This window comes from Chitinophaga niabensis, from assembly GCF_039545795.1.
GTDB lineage: Bacteria > Bacteroidota > Bacteroidia > Chitinophagales > Chitinophagaceae > Chitinophaga > Chitinophaga niabensis_B.
The window spans coordinates 1,025,081-1,049,967 of sequence record NZ_CP154260.1 but is presented as its reverse complement, the minus strand read 5'-3'; the positions used below and the strand labels follow the sequence as shown (position 1 = coordinate 1,049,967).

The following is a 24,887-nucleotide window of genomic DNA, read 5'->3' as shown; positions in this document are numbered from 1 at the left end:
AAACTTATACCTGCTTAATATTACGTTTTAAATGCAACACAGGGATATAGATATCAAATTTCACGCCTTCATTTAATGCGCCGGAGGCAGTGATAAGCCCCTCATGATTCTCAACAATCTTTTTAACGATAGAAAGGCCAATGCCGGTACCCGGAAATTCATCTTTTCCATGCAAGCGTTGAAAAAGTTCAAATACTTTTGTATTAAAGGCTGGTTCGAATCCTATCCCGTTATCTTCATAGGTAACATGGCAGTATTTCTTATATTTTAGTAATAATTCGCTTTTCAGTTTGCTTCCTTCAACAATTTCACTCCTGATCTCAATTTTTAAAAGCCTTTCCGGCTTTCTGAATTTAATGGAGTTACTGATCAGGTTGGAAAACAGCTGTTCAAACTGAAAGGGTATAATATCTGCGCTGCAGAGTACACCCAAATTTATATCAACGTGTTGTTCATCTATGTGTTCTTTCATTTGTACGATCACGTTTTCCACAATATGCCCCAGTTCTGTTTTTTTCACTTTTTCACCAACAGTTTTTGCCCGGGAATAAGAAAGCAGGTCCGATATCAGGGTTTGCATCCTGCTTGCTGCATTCGTTATCCTTTGGAAGTAGTCCCTCCCGGTTTCCGATAAATTGCCAGTTTCTTTTCCTGACAACAGGCTGATGAAAGTTTGTATTTTTCGGAGCGGCTCCTGCAGATCATGACTTGACACATAATTAAACGATTCCTGTTCTTTATTCATCCTTGATAAAGAAATATTTTTTTCAAGCAGCTCCTCATTTACGCCCTGCAGTTCTTCCGTTCTGTATTTTACTGTTTTTTCAAGCTCCTCATTTTGTTCTTTCTGGAGCTGAACTTCCGTACTGGATACCAGCCATGTGCGTAAGCCTGTAGTTACATTATCAATGGCTACCGCACGGCTCAAATGCCACAGGTATTGGCCCTTATCATTTAAAAACCGGTGCTCGAATTCAAACCGGTCGCCTGTTTTGATGGAATGATACCATTTGCGCTTATTCTCTTTCCAGTCATCAGGGTGAACAACTTCCTTCCAGCCCCATCCCGTCAGATCTGAAGAAGCCAGCCCCGTAAAGTTCAACCAGTTTTCATTTACATAGTTTACCCTGCCCTCTGCATCGGCAGTCCAGATCTTCTGTGGCATCAGATCTGCCATCATTCTGAATTGTTCTTCGCTTTTTTGCAGGATAAGTTCGGCTTTCCTGTGTTCTGTAATGTCTTCGATAGACAATAGGATCAGGTGGTCGCCGGCAATTTCCCGTGCATTTAAAAGCATTGTACGCTCCCCGATAGACGGAAAATTGAACGTAATAAGAAAGTCAGAAAATATTTTCTTTTTCGTCAAAATTTCAGAAAGCACCTTCCGGAGCTCCGGATTATCCCATTGCCTGTTACCAAGCTCATAAATTAATTTCCCCTCCGTCTCACTCTCTTTTACCTTGAAATACTCATAGAAACTCCTGTTTGCTGACTTAACCCGCAGATTACTGTCCAGCATCAGCAGCGACTCCCTGATGGTACTAATGATCGCCTGGGAATAGTCTCTTTCCGAACGCAGTTGTTCGTTGAGGCTGAGCATTTCGTTATTCACTACAGTAAGTTCTTCTACTGTACTTTGCAGCTCTTCTTTACTGGTTTCCAGTTCTTCATTCAGGCTTTGCAATTCTTCGCTGCTGCTGAGGAGTTCTTCGTTGGCGCTTTGCAGCTCTTCATTAGTGGCTTCCTGTTGTTCTGTTATGCTTGCCATATCTGTCCGCGCCTGTTCAAGGTCTTTTTCCAGCTGCTGAACAAGAAGATTGTTATCTTCCTTTTTTGTTTTCCGGGATGACTTAGCAGCAGGATGCCGGGAACTCTCATGAAAGAGGACCAGGTAATGCGGTTCAACCATGTTTGGTAAAGGAATTACCTCAATATTTATAATATGCTGGAGGCCATTCACCTGAACAGCAACGTTCTCTTTCAAGGTTTGCACCTTATCTTTCCTGACCTTGTGCATCAGGTTACGAAGCTCAAATCCTAAACCCTGACGCGCCATTTTGATCAGGTTATGACTTGGTTTTCCGGGCGTCTGTTCAAGATAAGCGCCGGTTGCTCCGCGAAAATGGAGGATGTCCAGCGCATCATTGACTACAACACCGGCTGGTGAGTACCTGGAAAGCATGATTTCATCTGCGATCTTTTGAAAATCAGTGAATCTTCTTTCGGCATTCGGATCGGGATTCTTATTCTGCATAACTTCATTGCTTCGATGAGGGGCAAGCTGTATTATTTTTCCGGGAACATCTTTCTTTTTAAATAATCTTTCGTTCTTGACCAGTGCAGCAAACAGGTTAGGAACGCTGCTACTGGTCTCAGACTTCCCAAGTAACAAATATCCCATCGGGTTAAGTGCATAATGGAAGACAGTGAGCGCTTTTCTCTGAAGATATGGCTCCATATAGATAAGCACATTCCTGCAGCTGATGAGGTCCATTTTGCTGAAAGGGGGATCGTTCAGTAAATTATGGCGGGAAAATACACAAAGTTCCCGGATCTGCTTGTTTACCTGGTACCCGGCGGGAACTTTGGTGAAAAATTCCCCTATACGCCCGGAGCTCATCCCCTCCAATTGTTTTTTTGAATAAATACCGGCCCGGGCCTTATGTATGGCCCGTTCACTGATATCTGTTGCAAAGATCTGCACGAGCCCCTTGCATTCCCCGAAGAATTCCTTAAAACAAATTGCAAACGAATAAGCTTCCTCCCCGGTGCTACATCCTGCTACCCATATTCTCGTAGGATTACTGAGCCCTTTGTTTTTGGCAATAACAGGGAAAACAGCTCTGCAAATGTATTCAAACACCTGTGGGTCCCTGAAAAAGTCTGTAACAGGAATTAAAAGGTCCTGGTAAAGATTATCCTGTTCCTGGTTATTTTCTTTGAGATGACCGAGGTAATCTCCGGGATATTTATAATTGTTCAGTGCCATCCGACGGTGTATCCTGCGGCGGATAGTGGTTTGTTTATAATAAGTAAAATCTACACCTTTCCTTAGTTTGAGCAGTATCAATATCTCCCGGAAAACTTCCTCATTCCCGGGTGCCTCCCCTGTTACGATCCTTTGCGTTAAGGCATGAATTTTTCCCGGTATGCTGTCTGGCGGCAATATATGATCTGTTACTCCGGCGGCAATAGCACTTTCCGGCATTCCTTTATAAGCAGCGGTTTGGGGGTCCTGGACGAAAGTAATTCCCCCGTTCTCCTTTATAGCAGCAAGCCCGATAGTACCGTCAGAAGCACTTCCCGACAAAACAACCCCAATAGCGTTTGTCTTGTAAACCTTTGCCAGCGAGTTGAGAAAAATATCTATCGGTAAATGGGGCTGTTTTTCGGATTTCGGTGGCCGCCTGATGAGCTTTAGCACCTTACCTGTGGCCACTAAGATTTTATTGCTGGGGAGTATATAAATATGACCGGGCTGCACTTCGATATTCGCTGTAATTTCAACCACAGGTAATTTTGTAACCTTACTTAGAAGGGCTGGCAGCAGGCTTTCATGGTTAGGGTCCAGGTGCTGGACCAATACATATGCTAGTTCGGAGTTTTCAGGTATCGCGTGCAAAAATTTCCTGAAAGCATCAAGCCCTCCGGCAGATGCTCCTATTCCTACCACCTTAAGTGTACGATCTATTGGTATCTCTGTCTTAGATTTTCTTATCCTCATATTCAGACGGGAATAATACGAATTGATCTGCGGTTGGTTTAGCTGACCTTTCTTTTAAAATGATGTTGATGGCCAGAAGTAAAACCTGTGTCAGGCTGTAAAAGCCGGACGGCTTCTGTATATAATGATTAGCGCCGATATTATATAACCTTTCGACAAGGCTGGGTTCAAACGATGTGGAGAAAATAACCACCGGAATATGACTGATCAAATTGTTTCCCTTTATTTCAATGAGGCAATCCACACCATTTTTTCTTGGCATATTTATGTCAAGAAATATCATTTCAGGTAAAGCATCCTGACGATCCTTCAGTAATTTCATTAGCCTATCGCCATCGTTAACTATTGTCAGAGAGAATGATCCCTGTAATTCATTCAATGCTTCCTGAAAAAGAAGGCAGTCGTCCAGGTCATCATCGGCAAGCACTATCGATAGGCCAGGAGAGTTTTGAATGGGCATCATTTTGGTTTTGGAAATGAAATCGGAATTAAGCCATCATCCAAGGGAAATAACATTAATTTAGGCCATTATTCATATGTATGACATCATCTTGAGTAAAACTATGCCAATTAATCCAACTATACGGGAAATAGATAGATTAATTAACAGCCGTAGACAATGAAGGGATCAACCATCCGGCTGCACCCCCAGTTTGAGTGAATAACGTATAGCTCTTTCAACACCCTTAATTCAGCAAACATTGCAAATCAATCGCTTACCAACAGGACAACTTTACCTTACTTTATGTAAAGTTTATTTTACATTATGAAATATATGCTTTACTTTTACAGTAGTTTAAATTCGCCGGCATTTAAACGAAAAAACTACATCACCTTAAACTTCTAAAAAAATGAAACTTAAAAATCCAATACCAGGGATGCAGCTATTGCTTCCCCGAACAGCCATGTTCATACTGGTCGCCCTGTTCCTTTTTGCCTGTAATAAGAACAATGATACGGATCCCGGTACCGGAAATGAAAACCTGGCGGCTGTTGCAAAGGCCGTTACCGGCAACCTGACGCAGGGGAAAGTAAGTACATTATCTGATCCGGAAGGTATGCTGCTGCTCATCGGTGATCTCGCCATTATTGCGCAGCAATTGCCCGGCAAAAAGCTTTTTGAACTGCCTGAAATGTTCTCTGCAGCAGTCATCACTTCAGAACATGGAGTGATCCTGAAAGACCTGACCAGCGGCAACGCTTATTTTCTTGTAAACAACGATGAAGAAAGCATCAGAAAATTCAATTCCGTTGCTTCCCTTTTCCCCTCCATCGTGAATACCAACAAAATATTCGGTACAACGATCGTACGATTCAACGGTTAAACATAACGCATCTTTAACTAAAACCCGGTCCTGTTCAGGATCGGGTTTTAGATTGCTTCATGCAGGGATTAATCTTTAATTTGCATGCATGGAATTATTTTTCCTCCATATCATTCAACAGTTTACCCAGGTGGGTGAGCAAGATAAAGCTATCTACCGCGAACGCTTCCAGGTGAAGCATTACAAGAAAGGAGAACTCTTTCTCCGGGAAGGCCAGGTTTGTAAATACATCGGTATTACCGAATCAGGATTGATGCGCCATTACATTAATCAGAACGGCCAGGAAAGAACCTACTATTTTGCACAGGAGCATCGGTTCCTTTGTAACTATGAGAGTTTTATTTCACAGACTCCTTCTTCCACAAATGTACAGGCACTTGAAGACACCATTGTACATGTTGTTTCCATGGAAGACCTTGAATACTTCTACGCCAACACAGAATCCGGGAACAGGATAGGACGGCTGGTGCTCGGAAAGGTTTTGATAAAACTGGAGAAAGATCTGGCTTCCTTTTATACAGACACACCCGAGCAACGCTATCAGAAATTTATCGATGAGTATCCTGGTCTGGAACAACGTATCTCCCAATATCATATCGCCTCTTTCGTAGGTGTAAAACCTCCATCCCTCAGCCGCATCCGGAAAAGAATGCTGAAGAACCCCTGATTTATTAACCTGGGTGAATGGAATTACCTTGTTCCTGACAGAACTTTGTTTTTCTAAAAAGGTGGCTCGGCGATGAATACAGTAGCGCAGGCCTTGCAGAACTTTTACCACCAGCATCAGTATGGTGAAGAAGGTGGTATCCATAAAAGATTTGCATGGATAAAATTCGGCTTTATTTTCATTCCTTTTCCGAATGTGGCTGGCAGACGTAATAACGTTTATCTGCACGATATCCATCACATTGTTACCGGTTATGACGTCAGCTGGAAAGGTGAGAGTGCAGTTTCTGCATGGGAAATAGCTTCCGGTGGATGGGGCCATGTATACGTCATCTGGATAATGGCATTATGGGCCATGGGATTGGGCGTTATGTTATATCCCCGCCATGTTCTTCACGCATTTAAAAGGGGATTAACCATGAAAAATGCATTAACCTGCGGCCTTACCAAAGAAGAGATGTATAAACTGCCGGTGGAGGATCTCCGCGAAAAGTTAAGTCATCATCCTTCCAATAACAAACATCCCCTTGTATGGATGGCAATTAGTGTACTTGTATTTATATTTCCTTTTATACCCACTCTTGTAATCTTCTGTTGGCTTTAAAGCACAACCCTCTCCCTTCATCATGCTTGCCCAACGATATACAGGGCATCAAATCGCTAATTGACGAAATAAAGTCATAAAAACCGTTGTACATCCTACAACTGCCTATGATTATCAATTTATTGCAACAATGGCGCGCCACTTGCAATTACTGACACGTACTTACAAACTATTATATGAAAGCATATCTGGCCTTTATATTCTTATTTATTCAACTAAACACAACTATTATGGCACAATCCAAAAAGCCGGCAAAAGCAGAAAACGATGAACAGATCTTTTTGCAGGTGAGGAGTTTTTTAAAACAACTGAATGCCGGAGATGGTAAGCCTATCGAAAAGCTAAGCCCTAAAGACGCAAGGGATGTATTATCAAACGCCCAAAGCTCAGTTACTTTTGATTATTCAGACATCCAGGAATCAGAAAAGATCATCACGCAGGATGGTGAATTTGTGAAACTCCACATTGTAAAACCTATACATGCTAAACCGGATGCTCCTGTGTTCATATATATACATGGTGGCGGATGGGTATTGGGCGATTATCCCACACACCGCAGGCTGGTAAGGGACCTGGTTGTAGCAAGTGGTGCGGTAGCAGTTTTCCCTGATTACACCCCATCTCCCGAAGCAAAATATCCCGTAGCGATCAACCAGATCTATGCTACTACAAAGTGGGTCGCAGAACATGGCGACTCCATAGGCGTGAATGGTAAAAAACTGGCGGTAGTGGGTAACAGTGTTGGTGGCAATATGACGGCATCAGTTGCCCTGATGGCAAAAGACAAAGGTGGCCCGGAAATAAAACTCCAGGTGATGTTGTGGCCTGTTACTGACGCCAATTTTGAAACAGCTTCCTATAATGAGATGGCAAAAGGCAGATTCCTCACCAAAAAAATGATGGAATGGTTCTGGGACAATTATTTACCGCAAAAGAAAAAGCGGAATGAAATTTATGCCTCTCCTTTAAAAGCTTCTCTTAGTCAATTAAAAGGCTTACCCCCTGCGCTGATCCAGACAGCAGAAAATGATGTTCTCCGGGATGAAGGAGAAGCATATGCGCGTAAACTGGATGAAGCAGGTGTGCCTGTAACGCTTACCCGGTATGCCGGCTTGATCCACGATTACGGATTATTGAATGCACTTGCAGAAGTACCGGCGGTTAAAACAGCACTCTTACAGGCAGCTGCGGTTATTAAAAAATCACTGAACGATTAATGACTTTTAAAACTTTAAAAAAACACTTTTATGTCCACTATCAAACAAATCGTTGCTACAACTATGATTGCAGCAGCTTCTATTACGTCCAACCCTGCTGAAGCACAAGTTAAAAACGTAGTACTGGTACATGGTGCTTTTGCGGATGGTTCCAGCTGGTCAAAGATCATTCCCCGCCTGCAAGCCAAAGGATTGAATGTTATTGCAGTACAAAATCCGCTCATTTCCCTGGAAGAAGATGTAGCGGCAACTAAAAGGGCCATTGCTTTAATGGACGGCCCCGTTTTGCTCGTAGGGCACTCTTACGGAGGTATGGTGATCACAGAAGCAGGCAACGATCCCAGGGTGGTTGGCCTGGTATATGTTGCCGCACTGGTTCCTAACAATGGGCAAACGGTTGTGGATGTAACATCTGCATTCCCTGCTGCACCCGGTAGCGGAGAGTTCAGGCAGGATGCATCTGGCTTCCTGAGCCTGTCACCAAAAGGCATCAATGAATATTTTGCGCAGGACCTGCCCGCCAAAGAAAGGCAGATACTGGTTGCCACACAAACTCCCTGGGCAGGGAAAGCCACAGTTACCAAAATTTCAACCGCTGCCTGGAAAGATAAACCATCCTGGTTCATCATTGGCACAGAAGATCATATGGTACCGGTTGATCTTGCCAGGGCTGAAGCAAAAATGATAAAAGCGAAAACTACTGAACTGAAATCCAGTCACGTGCCAATGGTTTCCCAACCTGAAAAGGTGGCGGAAGTCATTATCAATGCAGCACAGGGATTATAATAACCTGCTATGAGAAAATCAGGGACCCGGGCAGGCCTGCCTGGGTTCCTTAATGGTTGATTTTCAAATTCATGCTGAAAATTTCCGGTAAATATGTCCATTTACCGGATTGTGATTGTTATACCTATGAACAATCTGTTAATTCAGCATGAAAACGAGAAGCACAACTATTACCCCCAACACCCTCCTGGTTAGTTCCCCGGCGGATACAAACGCTAAAGGGATGGGTAATCGCATCAGGTCATTGGAAACGGAACGCCGTATCCTCCTGGAATTGGGAAACGACATCACAAAGGTCAGAGAGAAAACGGACCTGATCAGCATCTTTTCATCCAGGATCAGGGAGCTCTATCCTTTTTCGCATGCCATTGTTTCCCTTATCAACCCCGATGGAGAGTCATATACCCCCTTTCTGTTCGATCCTGAATTCTCTCCCATTCAAAATCATCCATTATATCCTCAGCTGGTAACCGGCCGCTTTCCGATGCATGAACCATTTATCCGGGAGGTAATGGCAAACGGCGAGCCTACCACTTTCTTATTAGAGGATGTAATGGACATCCCGGGAAGTCCCATATTTCTGAAAGTTAACTATGAACGGGGCGTAAGGGTCATCATGATGACACCCTTAAAAGATATGGACCGGGTGATCGGTTTCCTGCATACTTATACAAAAGATCCGGACGGTTTTTCAGAAGAATTCAGAAGCATCATTACCGGTATTGCTCCGCAGGTTTCCAGCGCAGTTGCCAATATCATCAAGTATGAGTCCATCAGCCATAATGAAGCCATCAACAAAATATTGCTATCGCTGAGCAAAGAAATGGTAAAGGTCAGGGACAGGCAGAACCTGCTGAAAGTACTCAGTTCCGGCCTGAAAGAGATCGTGCCTTTCTCCCGCAGCATGATCACCGTAATGGATGAAAAGGAAGAGTACTATAAAGCCTATCTGATCGATGATGAGCTGCAACTGAAGGAACTGACGGATTCCGGAGATGCATTGAATGTGGCAACTCCCGCAGAGGATGGTATCTACGATATCGCCTCCTTATATTACAAACCGCTGGTTTTTGATATGGAGGCATGCGACCTGGAGAATTCCCCGCGCTGGTTCAAGCTGCATTATGAAGCAGGTGCCCGGGAAATGGTCCTGAAGATACTGGGCGGGAATGGCACATCGAAATTTGCCCTGATGTTGTTTTCCGCTGAGAAGGGTACTTTTGGTACAGAGGCAGTGAACATCGTCAACCATATTTCCGGTCAGCTCTTTGCCGCCGTCAGCAATATTTCAGCCAACGAAGAAATACTGAAACGGGAAAATGAAAAATCATTCCTGCTCGATTTCAGCAACGATATTGCAGCGGTAAGAAGTAAAGCTGATCTCGCAGATGCCGTTCGTAAAAGTCTTAAGAAACTGAATTCGCTGGATGGCTATGCCATCCGCAAGATCAACGAAGACCAGGTCACCTCTACCACTTATATCTATGATGAAACGCAGGCGGAACACAATGATGAACTGGTGCAGGAAATGCTCACGGCCAAACTGCCCATAGACGATGGATTACAGAACAGGGTACTGAACAGTGACATCCCATTATACTTTAGTGTAAACACAGAGATCAACCGGGGCAATAAAGCCCGCTACCTGAAACTCTGGAAGAAAATAGGCTTCAAAACCGTTGTAGGTACCCCTCTTCGTACCGGCAATATAAACCTGGGCATCTTGTGGCTTGGCCTTGAAGATATTAACATGCCATTACTGCAAGGCATCTGCGCCCAGATCTCTATCGCCATGCACAACATTATGGCTAATGAAGAAATAATACGCCGCGAAAAAGAACAGACATTTCTGCTCGAATTCAGTCGTGATATTGCCGCACTCAGATCAAAAGATGATCTGCAAAGAGCCATTTCCAATGTTCTGCAAAATGTGTTGAATATAAAACTGGTCATGATCCGCCTCATTGAAGAAGACGGCGTTTCGCTCATCCCCTATATGTATGATGAAACGGTTTTTGAAGAAGAGGTGAAGCCTGTATTCAGAAAGCTTGCCACCAGGACCATTGATATTACCGAACCATTGACGGTAAGGGTACTTCAAAATGATGGACCGGTAATTTTCAATATCGCAGAAGAAATAAAAAGGGCTGATGCGGGGCCCGTTATTCAGTTCTGGCAAAACGTAGGGATGAAGAATGCATTCGGGTCGCCACTGCGGGTAGGATCTACCAATATCGGAACACTGTGGTTGTTGACGGATGAACTCAACCTCACCATCCTGAAAGGCATCTGTGCCCAGATCTCCATTGCCATTTCGAATATACGGGCCAATGAAAAGATCCTCGCTTATAAACAGAAACTGGAAAATGAAAACGATTACCTGAGAGAGCAGATCAAAACCATTTATAATTTTTCAGAGATCGTGGGCAGTGGCCCGCAAATGCAGAAGGTATACCGCCTGATGACACAGGTAGCCGAATCCGCTTCTACAGTATTGCTACTGGGCGAAACAGGCACCGGTAAAGAACTGATCGCACGTGCTATCCACAACTCCTCTCCCCGCAAGAACAAACTAATGGTAAAAGTGAACTGCGCCGCTTTACCTGCTCATCTGATCGAAAGCGAACTTTTCGGCCACGAAAAAGGTGCTTTTACAGGAGCGATAGACAGACGGATCGGGAAGTTTGAACTCGCCAATAACAGTACCCTCTTTTTAGATGAGATAGGTGAAATGCCCCTGGAGCTGCAGGTAAAATTATTACGCGTACTTCAGGAACGGGAAGTAGAAAGGGTTGGCGGAAAAAGTACCATTAAAGTAGATGTGCGCATTATTGCAGCCACCAACCGAAACCTGGAAGCGGAGGTACAGGCAGGGCGTTTCCGATCTGACCTATACTACCGGCTGAATGTTTTCCCTATTTATCTGCCCTCACTAAGAGAACGGCTGGAAGATATTGAACCGCTTGCTAATTCATTTATCGCCAAATTCAGTAAGAACATTGGCAAAAAAGTAAGCAGCATTTCCGCCAAAGTACTGAAGCAATTAAGGAACTACGACTGGCCTGGGAATGTACGTGAACTGGAACATCAGATTGAAAGAGGCATCCTGCTCAGTGAAGGAGAGGTTCTCCAGGAAGTTCATCTGCCACTCCGCCAACAGGATGAAGAGGGGAAAGGAAATTCATCTTCTTCCGGAACACTGGAGCAGATCGAGCGGACCTACATCATTGAAGTACTGAAACGATGTGGCGGGAAAATTTCCGGGGCCGGCGGGGCCGCGGAAATACTGGAAGTCCCGGGTACCACGCTGCATTCTAAAATGAGAAAACTGAAAATTACGAAAGCAGACTACTTTATAAAATAAAGGAACGAAAATGGAGGGAAGGCTGGGACATACATTGTTCCAGCCTTTTTTATGATCACTGTATTTCGTGAACAGAAGTTCTGATCCTCTTAATATAGTGAAAGACGGCGCTCAGAAACAAATTCAACTAATTGGTTTATAATTAATTAAGCAAGTGGCACTTCACTTGCAAAGTATACTTCACAAAAAATAACAGATCATGAAAATCGTAGTAATTGGCGGGACCGGCCTTATAGGATCCAAAACAGTAAAGAAACTTGTTGGGTTTGGACACGAAGTTATTGCAGCATCTCCTGCATCCGGCGTAAATACCATCACCGGCGAAGGGTTGGCCGAAGTAATGACGGGTGCAAATGTAGTGATCGATGTAGCCAATTCTCCTTCTTTTGAAGACAATGCCGTAATGGATTTCTTTAAAACCTCCGGCCGTAACTTATTGGCTGCAGAAGCAAACGCAGGTGTTAAACATCATATTGCGTTGTCCGTAGTAGGAACTGAAAGGTTGCAGGATAGTGGTTACTTCCGTGCAAAAGCAGCCCAGGAAGATCTGATCAAAAATTCCGGCATACCATATTCCATTATTCATTCTACACAGTTTTTCGAATTCCTGGGTGGCATTGCGGCATCAGCAGCTAAAGACGAAGCCATTCATTTATCACCTGCACCCATACAGCCTATTGCATCAGACGATGTAGCGGCAGCCGTTGTGGATGTTGCACTGGGAGGGCCCTTGAATGGGACAGTAGAAATTGCAGGCCCGGAAAGAGTGAGCCTCTCTGCACTTGTATCACGTTATTTAAATAATGTGAACGATCCGCGCACCGTAATTTCGGATGCCAACGCCAAATATTTTGGTGCTCCGCTCAACGACAAAACACTGGTTCCCGGCGATAATCCACGCATTGGTCAGATCAATTTCGAAACATGGTTCGCTAACCAGCCTGCCAAAAGCTAAACTTTCAGGGCTTGCCCGGTGCCGCTTGTAACGAAGATGACGGGTGTCAGCTCGTTGCGGCTGTTGTAAATGGCATGTGCTTTCCACCCGTTCGCGCATGAATGCCCGCCAAACGCCGGCGCAATTTTCGTGACATCCGGTCAACAACGCAACGACACATCGGCGCCCGGCAAGCCAGAAAGTTTTACCACCAAACATTCACTCATTTTTAAAATAGAACAACATGCAAGAATTTCTTTTAGTGATCCACAGAGATCTCACCAGTGCTAACCCAACACCCACACCTGAACAAATGAAGGAAGCCCTCAAACCTTACCAGGAATGGGTAGCGGGAATTGCAGCCCAGGATAAACTGGTAGCACCGCCCAAACGTTGGGATGTTGATGGCAGGGTGATCAAATTCGAAAAGAAGAAAGAACAAGTGCATACCGGCCCTTATGCTGAAAGCAAAGAATCTATCGGCGGGCTCTTCCTGATCAAAGCAAAGGATTATGACGAAGCGGTTGAATTAGCAAAGGGCTGCCCTATCATTCAGTACGGCGCCATTGTTGAAGTGCGGATGGCAGTACCTGTAGCATAATAAAAAAACCTCCCGGTGTGCCGGGAGGTTTTTTAGTACCAGCGTAATAAAGCTTCTAATTGTTCAGCCTGTGCTTTATTTGCCCGATGTTCTTTTCCAGTAAGGCAATGTCCACAGGTTTGTTCACCTGCTTTAATGCAGTTTCATAATGCTGCAGTGCCTTCCTGTCGTCAATATGTGTATAAAGGTTTCCTAACAATGCGTAATAAAAGTAGTTATCCGTCAATCCCAGTTTTTCTGCCGCAATGATCGCCTCCTGTTTACCCCTTGCTTTGGAAAGGGCAAAGGTGCGGTTCAAAGCAGCAATGGGTGAATACTCCAGGATGAGCAGCTGATTGTACAGGTCAAGGATGTTGTTCCACTTTTCGCTGGAATCTTCTTTATGGGTGTGCCAGTATGCAATGGCAGCTTCCAGGTGGTACCTTGTTAACATAGTAGTATTGCCGGCCTGGTTGAGATAATACTCACCCCGTTCGATCAGCTCACGGTTCCAGAGCGTTTCATCCTGTTCCTCATACAACACCATTTCTCCTGTTTCATTCATCCTTGCATCAAAACGGGAAGCATGGAAACACATTAAAGCCAGTAATGCATTCACGGCGGGTTGATTGGTATGCGGTTGTTCTACCAGGAGATAGTTGAGCCGCATAGCTTCCACACAGAATTCTTTCCGCAATACCGTATTATGGGAAGTGGAGTAATAACCTTCAGAAAAAAGCAGGTACAAAGCTTTCAGCACCGTTTCCAGGCGGTCGTTTATTTCAGAGAATGTAGGCTGCTGAATTTTTAGCTCCGCATCCTTCAGTTTCTCCTTTGCACGTTCCAGCCGTTTATATATAACTGTTTTGGTGGTCAGATAGGCATCTGCTATCTCCTGGGCACCGAAGCCGCAGAGCAGGTTCAATGCAAGCGCTACCTGCGATTCCGTGGGGATGGAAGGATGGCACACCGTAAAGATCATCGCCAGCTGGCTATCCGTAATATTGCGGGCAGAGAGGTCTATTTCTATCTCCTCCCCTTCCGGAATACTGTACCGGAGATCTGTCAGCAATTTCTGTTGAAAGAAGTTGTTCCGCTTCAACCAGTTCTTTGTTTTATTCTTAGCCACTGTATATAACCAGGCGGTTGGATTTTCCGGTACTCCCCTGGCACTCCACGATTCAGTAGCTGCCAGGAAAGTATCACTCACAATATCTTCTGCCATTTCTATATGCTCAATACCAAACAGCGAACTCAGTACCGAAACCATTTTCCGGTACTCCATTCTAAACAGGTGAGGTAACAATTCCTTTTCTTCCATAATGCCTGTTACCCTTGTGCCATACGTATCTCTACAGAACCACCCAGTTCCAGGATCGGAGATCCCTTTGCAATTTCTACCGCCTCATCATAACTCCCTGCCTTAATAATTACAAACCCTCCGATGGATTCTTTGATCTCCGCATAAGGCCCATCTGTTACACTCTTATCATGCTTTAACACCTTCCCCATCGATTCCCATGGCTGTAACGGTCTTGCCAGCACATCGCGGGCTTTAAGATCGTTAAACCATTCCCGCCACCGGCTCAAATGCGCCTGCAGTTGTTCCGGTGACGGTTGAATCTCCTTCGTTTTGTAGTCTCTGCGGAATACCAATAAGAATTCATTCATATATCATGGTTTTTTACTTCCTGTTTCTCAGCCAAACTGTCCTGCCCTGTAAGTACCTACGGCAGCCGGGTTGGTGAACGCTATATTAAAGCGGTTCCAGGTATTGATAGAGGATACAACCAACGTCAGGTCTATAAGTTCTTCGTCTGTGAATTGCTCTTTTACCCTTGTGTAAACATCGTCTGGTACGTGAGCGGCAGTAACTGCTTCAGCCCATGCCAGCGCAGCTCTTTCCCTGGTAGTAAAGAACGGCGTTTCCCTCCATGCGTTCAAAGTGAATAAACGTTGGGCATCTTCGCCATGAGCAATAGCATCCTTTGAATGCATATCCAGGCAGTAGGCACAACCGTTGATCTGCGATACGCGCATGTCCACCAATGTTATCAATTTCTCCTCAATCAGCGATTTTTTAAGATATGCGCCGGTATGAAAGAGTGTTTTGAGGGCACCTTGTCCCTTTTCCTGAAAGTTAATCCTTTGTTCCATTTTATTTGATTTATTGTTTCTACTATAACAATTGAATTTTCAGATTTCGACAAATTCCCGGGAACTTTTTTTATTTACACCAGGATATCGTTCTGCGCCTTTATGGGAGCGGGTAAGGCTGTTTCTCCCAATATTTCCCTGAGGTCTATTTCTATAGCCCGGCAGATCTGGGAAATGGGAACATCGTTGGAGCTTCCTTCAAAAGGGTTCTCCGTACTTTCTCCCACCTGTTCCAACGAGGTGTACATCCAGGAAATAAGTACGCTAAAGGGAACCACCAGCCAGATCATATGCCCCTTCATGACCCCGGTTACCATATCATTCAATTTGTCGAACTCCTGCAACATGCCAAATGGCAGCAGGGAGCAGAACATGCGTACAAAAATGGTATTGATGATGGAATACTGCCGGGGATAAGGCGTTTCTTTAATGGATTCACACTGCCCCTGCTGAATGATGAAATTATTATGCATCCGCTGCATTTCTATGAACTGGGCCAGTTGGATCACTTCACCATCATACGCCTTTTTCATAGCCTGGTTCTGTAAAACCAGCAGTTGCGTTGCTTTGTTCTGCATCCCTGAAATATTCGCCAGTTCTTCTTTTGGGATATATTTCAACATCTCATCTTCAAAGGCCTGCTGCCTTTCGGGAATACTGTAGTATTGTTGGTATTCTGCATTATAACGTGCGTCTGCCACTTCCCATATGCGGTTTTCCCGCATATGGTAGCGCAGTGCCGTGAGAAATGCAAAGTGCCGGTAAAACAGCTTCCGTATAAACCCTTCATCCTGGAAGTAATCGCGGCACATGATACCCCAGGCCTTGCTGCTATTGCTGATATTGGTCCAGACGGTATGGCCGTCCCAGGTACGGCTGTATGTTTGTGTATTCTTAAATCCTACGATAAAGGCCGTAGCAGTACCTAAAAGAGACACAACCGTCCAGGGGACCACCAGCCACTTTATTCCCAAAAGGTGATACAGTATCACAGGTATTATGCCCAGTATGATCAGTGCGTAGATCTTTTTCCTTGTCCAGAAAAGAAAAGCAGAGAATTTATAAGATTTTCCTATGTGCATGTATAAATGGGTCTATTTGTTGATTTCATCTTCTTCTGCCTCATCCGTTCTGATCTGATCATCCAGGAATTCACTGCCATCGTAAATGTCTTTCTCATGGATCGGGTGCAGGGCTTCTTCCACTGTATTTACTGTTGGTGTTATATTATTGCCTCTAAAAAGGCTCCTAAAGATCTCAGATAGCGCTTTCATGATTACCGGATTTAGTTCATGATGAGTTTGCAACCTATGTGCCATAGGATTAACGTGTTTAAAATCAATTAATTAAATACAGACATAAAGGTTTTGCGTAGCGATACATCGTTTTTACACGGTATATAGTGAATAGTTTGTTTCTTACATTTAACCTATGAAAAACACCGATAACTTCCAGTTCGAACTAGCACCCGAAAATGGCTTAGTCGAAAAATACCGCTCACTGCTTCCCGAAAAGCTCATCTCCTTCTGGCAGGAACATGGCTTCGGCACAATAGCAGACGGATATCTTAAAATTGTGAACCCGGACGATTTTGAGCAATCGCTCAAAGAGATCTATAGCCCTGTATATAAGAACCCCATTGTAATGTTTGCTACCGGCTTATCTGATCTTATTATCTGGGAAAACAATTATACCATACTGCTGGATCTCAGGCATGGGACTTCTAAAGTACTTGAGTCCGGGTTTAAATACTTCTTTGAGGATATAAATGATGCAGAATACATCAATGACGACTTAGAGGGTGCAAACTATTTTTCAGCAAAAGAGCAATCAGGTCCTGTTGCCTTTGATGAATGTTATGGTTACGTGCCATTGCTGGGCTTAGGAGGTCCGGAGAAAGTGAAGAATCTTAAAAAGGTGAAGATGAAAGAACATATTTCCCTGACCGCGCAGGCCCTGGGAAAAATTCAGTAGATAAATCAAACTGTACCCTTCAAAATACACAAAACTGATACTGTGCTTATCGGAATTCCTTATTTATTTTTACCTGCATGATAAATAACGGTTGGATAAATGGGTTCATCGGCATATTGATATTCAGCGGTTCGCTACCAGCCACAAGAGTAGCTGTTCTGGATTTTAACCCGGTATTCGTAACAGTTGCCCGCGCAACTATTGCAGGCCTGCTTGCCCTTTGCATCCTGCTGATCTCCAAAGAAAAGCGGCCTTCAGGGAAACAGATCTTTCCTTTAATTATGGTAGCGATAGGTGTAGTGTTAGGATTTCCATTACTGACAGCACTGGCCCTGCAATATATTACCTCTGCACATTCCATTGTGTTCCTGGGTATGTTACCACTTACAACAGCCATATTTGGCGTAATGCGTGGCGGCGAACGCCCCCGTCCCACATTCTGGCTATTCTCCATCCTGGGAAGTTTGCTGGTGGTAGGTTTTGCCATAGCCCAGGGGCTTTCCACATCCCCGCTTGGAAATACCCTGATGTTACTGGCCATTATTGTATGCGGACTGGGCTACGCAGAAGGAGCCAAACTCTCAAAAACAATGGGAGGAGCACAGGTCATCTCCTGGGCATTGGTACTATCCCTGCCTTTTATGGCACCTGTGGTATTTTTCTATCTCCCCTCCTCCTTCTCCGGGATCAGTACAGCAGCCTGGATCGGATTGTTCTATGTTTCAGTGTTCAGTATGCTGATCGGTTTTATATTCTGGTATCGCGGGTTGGCCCAGGGAGGCATAGCTGCCGTTGGGCAGTTACAATTGCTGCAACCTTTCTTTGGATTAGCCCTGGCGGCCACTTTGCTGCATGAGCATGTAAGTTTGGGCATGTTGGGGATCACATTAGGGGTGATCCTTTGTGTAGCTGGGCCCAAGCGATTTGCGAAGTAAAACAAAAAATATTCCCCAAATACTTTGAAATACAAAGTACTTTTGCTTAACTTTGGAATACAAAGTAAATTATTATGACACCAAACAATATTTCAACCATCCGGCCAATTAATAAAGGCCTATTGATTAAACGTATGCTACTGGGTGGCGCTATCGCTTTAGCCGTGATCTCCCTTTTTGTATTTGGCGGAGAAGCTGACCCGGCCTGGCCAACGTACTGGAGAATAAGGCCGCTCATTATTACGCCCTTAGCAGGTGCAGCAGGCGGCGCATGTTATTATGTTATAGACCAGCATTTGCTTAATCAGCCAGGTTGGAAAAAAGGCCTGGCTATTGTATTAAGCATACTGGTATACATTATTGGATTGTGGATGGGTATTGTATTGGGCCTGGATGGCACTATGTGGGATTGATGTAAGTTGTATAATGAAAAAAGATTTCTCTTTTTAACTGAGCTATTAGCCGGTTCGAGTGCGGCAATGCATGCCACTTCATTGTAGATTAATAATCACGCAACTTAAATTCACCAGACGCTGTCTGATGAATTTGCTCACCGTTTTGCTCATACTCTGCAATGTAGTAGCCAACTATTCAATTTCTTACTATTTGTGTTGAAATCACCTTAAACAAAAAAGAGCGCCTGTGGAAACAAGCCCTCTTTATTTGCATCATCAGAGTAAAGCGGGAGAAGTTCCCGCTGTAGCTGCCATCAATTTTGTCGGATCAGTTCAACTATCTTTTCATTCTCAATGATCATCATCCCCTGCCTGTCTGCAGTGATCCCATCTTTTAACTGGTAGGTGTATGCCGGCCTGCTATCCCTGATAATGGTAGGCAGGTAATGATAACGGATATGCCCGCAGCATTCCTTTAAGGCCTCTCCCACTTCAATGATGTGTGTAGAGATCAGGAAAAAGCAATTCCTGTGCGCGGAGAATGCTGCTGTTATGGACAGTGTTGCCTCATAAGCATCTTTCACATTTGTTCCTTTAAACAATTCATCAAACAGTACTACCATATTTTTAGGTATACTAACTGTTTCTGCCACTTTCTTTACGCGGCGTACCTCAGCATAGAAATGACTATAGCCATGCTCCAGGTCATCAGGTACATTAATGGAAGAAAAAATACCATCTTTAACGGAGAACTCCATTTCTGCTGCAGGTACCGGCAGGCCTGCATGTGCAAGATACACGGCTATGCCCATCGCTTTCATGTAGGTGGATTTTCCGGCCATGTTAGCACCGGTTAAAAACACCACATTATTATCTCCATTGAACAAGGCAGGATTGGCTACCGGCTTTTCAAGCAGTGGATGATATAATCCCTCGATGCAGAGAACATTCTTTTCAGCTGATAAAACACTGGCATAAGTATAACCCCGTTCAACGGCTACCGTACCTACTGAAATATCCACGTCCAGTTGAAAAATGAACTGCAGCAAGGCCTTCATTTCATTCTTCATCTGCGATCGCAGGCAATGATCAAAACGGATCAACTGCAGTAGTGAAGGTTTCTCTCCAGCCCGTTGAAGGTCCAGCCATTTCATACGCTTATCTGTAAAGGTTTGTTGAATGGCGTTCAATTGTTTAGCGTATGGATGGTCTGTAGCATTAACCTGCTGACTAATAAAATGCCGGATAGCTCTCAAAACGCGGGTCGTTTTAATGCAACCGGACTCCAGGGTTTTATATTCCTCCGTACCGGTTAATGCGCTGCGTACTTTCAGGGAAATTATACTCCATGCAGTATCCAGGAAACTGCCGCTGCCGGCAAAAAGGTATTGTTCCATCTCCGTAAAATCTTCCCTGGTAAATGGTAAAACCATGGGATGATCACTAAAATACCGGAACCCGTTAGCCCTTTTTCGTATCGCTATTGCGTCCGTCAGCGGCTCCCGGAATATCTGCTCTAATAATTGCCGGCCTCCATTAGTTAGCGTACGGTCAAACAGTTTGTAAACAGAATTGCCTTTATACCTGCCAAACAGATTCAGGTCCTCCAGTGTTTGTTTATCTGTTATAAAGCTCATACTCAACTGTTTTTACGGATGATATCCAGGATCCCTTCGTTATTAATAATTACCATCCCATGCCTGTCCTCCGTAATGCCCGATGTAAGCTGGTAAGAGTAGACCGGTTTGTTTCCCTGCATAGTGGTAGGCATATAAGCGAAACAGATATTGGAAAACTTTTCCTTCAGCACTTGGCCTGCTTCTATGATATGGGTAGACACAATAAACATACAATTGCTCCTGGAGGCAAAGGCCCCGGTGATCTCAATGGTGGCATCGCAGGCATCTTTAACATTGGTACCACGGAATAACTCATCGAAGATGATAAACAGGTTCCTGGATTGGCTCAGCTCCTGCGCCACTTTTTTGATACGCAATACTTCTGCATAAAAATGACTGCTGCCGGAAGACAGGTTATCTGAAAGGTTAATAGTAGTGTAAATACCATCCCTAACAGAAAACTCCATTTTCCCGGCAGCTACGGGGAAACCAATATGCGCTACATACATTGCAATGCCCAGGGATTTCATGAAAGTGGATTTCCCTGCCATATTTGCACCGGTCAGAAAAACAATATTGCTCTCCGGCGTAATGTGCAACGTGTTTGGAACAGCATTCTTTACCAATGGGTGATATACATTTTCCAGGCGAACGGTATGCATTTCCCTGCTCAGTACTTTGGGGAAAACAAACCGATGGTGACCGGCCGTTTTTGCGACTGAGATATAAACGTCTAAAATATAAATGTGCCGCAGTATGGCCCGCAATGTTTGCCTGCAACGGAAACGCAGCAGGTCATCATAGCGCACTACGGCTGCATGCGCCATCTTTTTGGGAGGGGCATTCTGCATAACAGGCACAAGGTCTTCATGTTCGAGCAGCTTCCTTAGTTCCGTTAATACACTGATGCCCGGCTGTCCCTCACGCAGAAACTTCTTCAATGCAGACAGGATGTCCAACACAGCAAGCAGACCATTGCTGATCACCTGGTAGTCGTGGTCTTTGGCAATGAGTGAACGGACCTTATCCCCTATGGTTTCCTTTTCATGAGAAAGGCGCGTACGCTCATCTTCCAGGGCCAGATACAATTCAGCACCACTGAACCAGGAACTATTAAAAGGAAAATCAGTTCCCGAAGTACTAAAATGCTGTATGCTTTTGAGCCGTTCATTGATAGCATCCGCGTCTGCCAGCGGATACCGGAACATTTCTTCCAGCATACTACTGCCTCCTCTTGTGGCAGTATGGTTATAGATGGTAAAAACTGAATCTCCTCCAGGTTTTCCGAATATATTGAGATCGTCCGTTGTTTGCTTGTCTGTATTGAAATGCATCATTTCCGTTTTCTCCTCAACAGTAAAATAGCCCCGGCTGCGAGCAACAGGCCTGGCAGAACCCATACATAAATGATCTTTAATAACTTCACACGCTCTTTGGTCACCGTTACGTTAACATCTTTGGCTGGCGGCCTGCTGCTATCGATCGGGAACTCGCCATTGTTCAGCCAGCTGAAAAGGCCTGTAGCAAATATGAAATTGATGTTCCTTAAGTTAAACCGGTTTAGTTCTGCATTGCTCATAAAGTCCGCATCACCCAGCACCACAATACGTTGTTGCTTATTATTGATCTTCCTGGTAAGGCCAAGTGCCGTTGGGAAAGTTTGGCGTTCATCTCCTTCCGCTGCGTTAAACACTACTTCTGCGGAATCACTTACTAACTTACCTTTCTTCAGCCAGGTAACCTGTGGGTCAGTCATCAGCAAAGGAAAGGTTTTGAATGCCCCGGTATCTGTATAAGAAAGTACGCAGGCATTAGGCATGGATACTTTGGCACTATCGTGATGCGCATGGGTCAGCGGAGGAAAGAATCCGGCACATTCCGCTGTGATATAAGTTGTGATCAGTTCCGGCTGCAATTGTTTGCTGGCCTGAACGAGAATACCTTCTCTTAACTGTATGCCCAATTTTGATAAGAGGGGATTCAGCATATCCTGTTTACCAGGCTCCCCGGCAATCAACATAATCCCTCCGCCATCTATATATCGCTGCAATTTATCCGTCTCCTCCGGGGAAAGCTTTACTTTAGGATCGGCAAGTACCAGCGCTGTAATATCTTTGGGGATATCCTGCGCATTCAATGCAAGGGTATCTACGTCAAAGCCCTGGTTGATAAGGGAATTACGGAACGTTTTCAGGTTAGTGAGCACCCTGTATTCCCTGTCGCCTATTTTATTGATATCCCGCTGCAGGTTTCCCATCACAAAAATGATCTTCGGCATACGGGCACCCTGCAATCTTTTTAACGCAGCCGAAACCTCTGTTTCACTTGGCCAGCGCTTGTTGTCATCAAATACGCGGAGGAAAGTAGTTCTTCCTTTGTACTTCAACTGCATCACGTACCTGTTCAGTTCCGGCTTAAGATCTATGATCTTACGGATCTCTTCCGGTTTCTTAAATATGGAAAAAGATGCGTCCCTGTTATCTGCTGCCTGCTTTGCATATTGCTCCAATGTTTTCCCACCCATGAACCGTGCAAAATTCGGGTTTTCAAAAGAGGTATCGTAATACTGAACGGTTTTCAGTTCAATATTATGTTTGAACCGGAGATAAGGTTCCCACCTGGCGATATTGGCATTGTATGCTTTGGGTTCTCCAAAAGAGAAGAGTCCGCTGAGCAGGTTATTATAGGCTGTAACTTCCAACGGCGCATCCATTTCTTTAACGATCTTCTGCGCGCTTACTGCCAGGGTCCTTGATTTATCCGCAGTGGCATCATAGTAACCTATCAGTGAAGGAATGGAACTTATATATCCAATGGCCAGCGTACAAACCAATACCAAAAGATACCGGCCCGTTTTCATAATGAAAGGAACGGACTCCATAGCAGCCTTCATCCTGTAGATCGTAAATCCTAAGAACATGAATATGATCGCTAAAAAATAGATCACATCTTTGGTAGTGATCAGGCCACCCAGCATTTTACCGGTACGCCCGGAGATAGATAGGAAATAAGTAAGGTTGCGGATAAAGGCTATATCCTGCCACAGATCCCCGATCTTGCTCAGTACACCAAACATCACAAATGTGCAGATAGCTGCAACGATCTGGTAATTGGTAAGGCTGGACATAAAAATGCCGATAGCGGAATAAGCACATAACAGCAGGAAAAAGCCCAGCATACCACTTAACAACATTCCCATATCAGCATTTACCACATGGAAGTAGCCAGACAATACGAATAACCCGATGATCATTACCAGCAAAAAGCTATAGATCATCATAGACAGGAATTTCCCCAGAACAATCTCCCTGATCTTTATCGGAGAAGAGTGAAGGAGTTTGATCGTACCGCTGCTCGTTTCCCGGCTGATAAGGCCCATGGTGAGCAAGGGCATATAGAGATAAAGGTTCTGCATCACTGTGCCGAACAGCCCCTGTCTGCTAAGGAACAGGTAATCCGTAACACTCATAAAAATTTTGCCATTGGCTTCCTGCTCTCTTGCTGCCCCATCCAACATGCCAATATAAACAATGGCACATTGCACCAGGAATATAATGATCAGGAACCAGGCTATCGGTGAGAAAAATAAGGTGCGTAATTCGGTCTTTGCAACTCTGAATATCGTTTTCATCTATGATTGGTTGGACAGTTGTTTAAATATTTCATCAAGTGCGCTTTTATCCAGGTTGAGCTCCCGTAGTTTCCAGCCATGCTGAACGCTGGCTGTTACTATTCTTTCTGTTACTTCCTGATCCCCATTGAAGAACAGGCGTATCTGCCGTTCTGTGAGGAATTCAGCCCTGCTCACCCCTTCGATCTGTTCCAGCACAGATGCAGCAGGCGGGTTTTCCAACCGGAGCACCAGGCTATGCGGCTCTATATAATTATTGAATGCATCGATCGTATCAGAAAAAACGATGCTGCCGTTTTCAATCATCTTGATCTCTTTGCACAATAGCTGTACCTCTGTTAATACATGTGAAGAAAAAATAACAGACCGCTCCTGCGCTATCTCTTTAATGAGCGCCCTCACCTGGACGATCTGGTTAGGATCAAGTCCGTTGGTAGGTTCATCCAGCACTACCAGTTTCGGGCGGTGCACAATAGCCTGGGCAATACCCACACGTTGCTTGTAACCACCCGAAAGATTATTGATCAGGCGTTTGCTGAAATGGGCAATACCACATTGTTCCTTTACTTCGTCAACAGCAGCTTTCATGCTTTTGCGCGGTATCAGCCGAAGCCCTGCACAGTAGTACAGGTATTCATCTACCGTGAGGTCCATATACAATGGTGGGTTCTGTGGTAGAAAACCTATTTCTCTTTTAGCCAGCTCCGGGTTTTCCTTCATGTTCAACCCATTGATATAAACATTTCCTTCTGTTTGCTTCAGGGCGCCGCAAAGTATGTTCATGGTGGTAGATTTACCGGCGCCATTGGAGCCAAGCAATCCTACAATACCTGTTCTTTCGATAAGCATGTTGATATCACGTATCGCCCACTTGGTGGCATACTTATGGGACAGCCCTTCAATCCTTACAATGTTGTTCTGCATTTCTTATGATGTTATGGAACGGCAGCGCTGCTTTATGCGCTACCGTTGAGGA

The 24,887-nt window shown here is 44.5% G+C and carries 22 protein-coding genes; 11 read left to right on the top strand and 11 right to left on the bottom strand.

The window, feature by feature from the left end; all coding sequences use genetic code 11:
* Positions 1-4 precede the first annotated feature (4 nt).
* Both AAHN97_RS04385 and AAHN97_RS04380 read right to left on the bottom strand, forming a co-directional pair.
* Positions 5-3,724: a chemotaxis protein CheB gene (locus tag AAHN97_RS04385; RefSeq protein WP_343306342.1), complete on the bottom strand. Its 3,720-nt coding sequence runs from the start codon at positions 3,722-3,724 to the stop codon at positions 5-7.
* Positions 3,705-4,184, bottom strand: a complete 480-nt coding sequence (locus AAHN97_RS04380) for a response regulator (RefSeq protein ID WP_343306341.1) — start codon at positions 4,182-4,184, stop codon at positions 3,705-3,707. Before AAHN97_RS04380 ends, AAHN97_RS04385 begins: the two co-directional genes overlap by 20 nt.
* Positions 4,185-4,575: 391 nt before the next feature.
* Between AAHN97_RS04380 and AAHN97_RS04375 the strand changes: the two genes are divergently transcribed.
* From AAHN97_RS04375 to AAHN97_RS04340, 8 genes are all read left to right on the top strand, one after another.
* On the top strand, positions 4,576-5,049 hold the full coding sequence (locus AAHN97_RS04375) for a hypothetical protein (protein ID WP_343306340.1): 474 nt from the start codon (positions 4,576-4,578) through the stop codon (positions 5,047-5,049).
* An 88-nt stretch (positions 5,050-5,137) separates the two neighbouring features.
* Positions 5,138-5,716, top strand: coding sequence for a Crp/Fnr family transcriptional regulator (locus tag AAHN97_RS04370; RefSeq protein ID WP_343306339.1), 579 nt, complete (start codon positions 5,138-5,140; stop codon positions 5,714-5,716).
* Between the two features lie 72 nt (positions 5,717-5,788).
* The gene (locus tag AAHN97_RS04365) at positions 5,789-6,319 is read left to right on the top strand and encodes a hypothetical protein (RefSeq protein WP_343306338.1); all 531 of its coding nucleotides are present in this window, start codon (positions 5,789-5,791) and stop codon (positions 6,317-6,319) included.
* 230 nt (positions 6,320-6,549) lie between these two features.
* Positions 6,550-7,536 carry an alpha/beta hydrolase gene (locus AAHN97_RS04360; RefSeq protein WP_343306337.1) on the top strand — a complete coding sequence of 329 codons (987 nt, stop codon included), beginning with the start codon at positions 6,550-6,552 and terminating at the stop codon, positions 7,534-7,536.
* A 30-nt stretch (positions 7,537-7,566) separates the two neighbouring features.
* Positions 7,567-8,322, top strand: coding sequence for an alpha/beta fold hydrolase (locus AAHN97_RS04355; protein WP_343306336.1), 756 nt, complete (start codon positions 7,567-7,569; stop codon positions 8,320-8,322).
* Positions 8,323-8,470: 148 nt separating this feature from the next.
* The gene (locus AAHN97_RS04350; protein ID WP_343306335.1) at positions 8,471-11,686 is read left to right on the top strand and encodes a sigma-54-dependent Fis family transcriptional regulator; all 3,216 of its coding nucleotides are present in this window, start codon (positions 8,471-8,473) and stop codon (positions 11,684-11,686) included.
* Between the two features lie 199 nt (positions 11,687-11,885).
* On the top strand, positions 11,886-12,641 hold the full coding sequence (locus AAHN97_RS04345; protein WP_343306334.1) for an SDR family oxidoreductase: 756 nt from the start codon (positions 11,886-11,888) through the stop codon (positions 12,639-12,641).
* Between the two features lie 223 nt (positions 12,642-12,864).
* Complete coding sequence (locus tag AAHN97_RS04340) at positions 12,865-13,221, top strand: YciI family protein (RefSeq protein WP_343306333.1); 357 nt, start codon at positions 12,865-12,867, stop codon at positions 13,219-13,221.
* Between the two features lie 55 nt (positions 13,222-13,276).
* Here the strand turns inward: AAHN97_RS04340 and AAHN97_RS04335 are convergent, their stop codons facing one another.
* The 5 genes from AAHN97_RS04335 to AAHN97_RS04315 all read right to left on the bottom strand — a co-directional run bounded on the left by AAHN97_RS04335 (position 13,277) and on the right by AAHN97_RS04315 (position 16,631).
* On the bottom strand, positions 13,277-14,521 hold the full coding sequence (locus AAHN97_RS04335) for an RNA polymerase sigma factor (protein ID WP_343306332.1): 1,245 nt from the start codon (positions 14,519-14,521) through the stop codon (positions 13,277-13,279).
* Positions 14,522-14,529: 8 nt separating this feature from the next.
* Complete coding sequence (locus AAHN97_RS04330; RefSeq protein ID WP_343306331.1) at positions 14,530-14,871, bottom strand: YciI family protein; 342 nt, start codon at positions 14,869-14,871, stop codon at positions 14,530-14,532.
* Positions 14,872-14,898: 27 nt separating this feature from the next.
* The gene (locus tag AAHN97_RS04325; protein WP_343306330.1) at positions 14,899-15,357 is read right to left on the bottom strand and encodes a carboxymuconolactone decarboxylase family protein; all 459 of its coding nucleotides are present in this window, start codon (positions 15,355-15,357) and stop codon (positions 14,899-14,901) included.
* A gap of 74 nt (positions 15,358-15,431) precedes the next feature.
* Positions 15,432-16,439: a bestrophin family protein gene (locus tag AAHN97_RS04320; protein WP_343306329.1), complete on the bottom strand. Its 1,008-nt coding sequence runs from the start codon at positions 16,437-16,439 to the stop codon at positions 15,432-15,434.
* Positions 16,440-16,451: 12 nt separating this feature from the next.
* Entirely contained in the window at positions 16,452-16,631 is a 180-nt protein-coding gene (locus AAHN97_RS04315; RefSeq protein WP_343306328.1) for a hypothetical protein, read from the bottom strand.
* A gap of 157 nt (positions 16,632-16,788) precedes the next feature.
* On the opposite strand from AAHN97_RS04315, the gene AAHN97_RS04310 reads away from it, so the two are divergent.
* The 3 genes from AAHN97_RS04310 to AAHN97_RS04300 all read left to right on the top strand — a co-directional run bounded on the left by AAHN97_RS04310 (position 16,789) and on the right by AAHN97_RS04300 (position 18,679).
* Complete coding sequence (locus AAHN97_RS04310) at positions 16,789-17,331, top strand: T6SS immunity protein Tdi1 domain-containing protein (RefSeq protein ID WP_343306327.1); 543 nt, start codon at positions 16,789-16,791, stop codon at positions 17,329-17,331.
* A 77-nt stretch (positions 17,332-17,408) separates the two neighbouring features.
* A complete protein-coding gene (locus tag AAHN97_RS04305; protein WP_343306326.1) occupies positions 17,409-18,266 on the top strand; it encodes a DMT family transporter in 858 nt (285 codons plus the stop codon).
* A 74-nt stretch (positions 18,267-18,340) separates the two neighbouring features.
* Positions 18,341-18,679, top strand: coding sequence for a hypothetical protein (locus AAHN97_RS04300; protein ID WP_343306325.1), 339 nt, complete (start codon positions 18,341-18,343; stop codon positions 18,677-18,679).
* 296 nt (positions 18,680-18,975) lie between these two features.
* Here AAHN97_RS04300 and AAHN97_RS04295 read toward each other — a convergent pair whose 3' ends face one another.
* From AAHN97_RS04295 to AAHN97_RS04280, 4 genes are read right to left on the bottom strand one after another with little or no spacing between them, the layout of a single operon-like run.
* Entirely contained in the window at positions 18,976-20,298 is a 1,323-nt protein-coding gene (locus tag AAHN97_RS04295) for a MutS-related protein (RefSeq protein WP_343306324.1), read from the bottom strand.
* A 2-nt stretch (positions 20,299-20,300) separates the two neighbouring features.
* On the bottom strand, positions 20,301-21,614 hold the full coding sequence (locus AAHN97_RS04290) for a MutS-related protein (protein ID WP_343306323.1): 1,314 nt from the start codon (positions 21,612-21,614) through the stop codon (positions 20,301-20,303).
* Positions 21,614-23,911, bottom strand: coding sequence for a Gldg family protein (locus AAHN97_RS04285; protein ID WP_343306322.1), 2,298 nt, complete (start codon positions 23,909-23,911; stop codon positions 21,614-21,616). Before AAHN97_RS04285 ends, AAHN97_RS04290 begins: the two co-directional genes overlap by 1 nt.
* Positions 23,912-24,835, bottom strand: coding sequence for an ABC transporter ATP-binding protein (locus tag AAHN97_RS04280; protein ID WP_343306321.1), 924 nt, complete (start codon positions 24,833-24,835; stop codon positions 23,912-23,914). It abuts the gene before it with no gap.
* Positions 24,836-24,887: the final 52 nt, after the last annotated feature.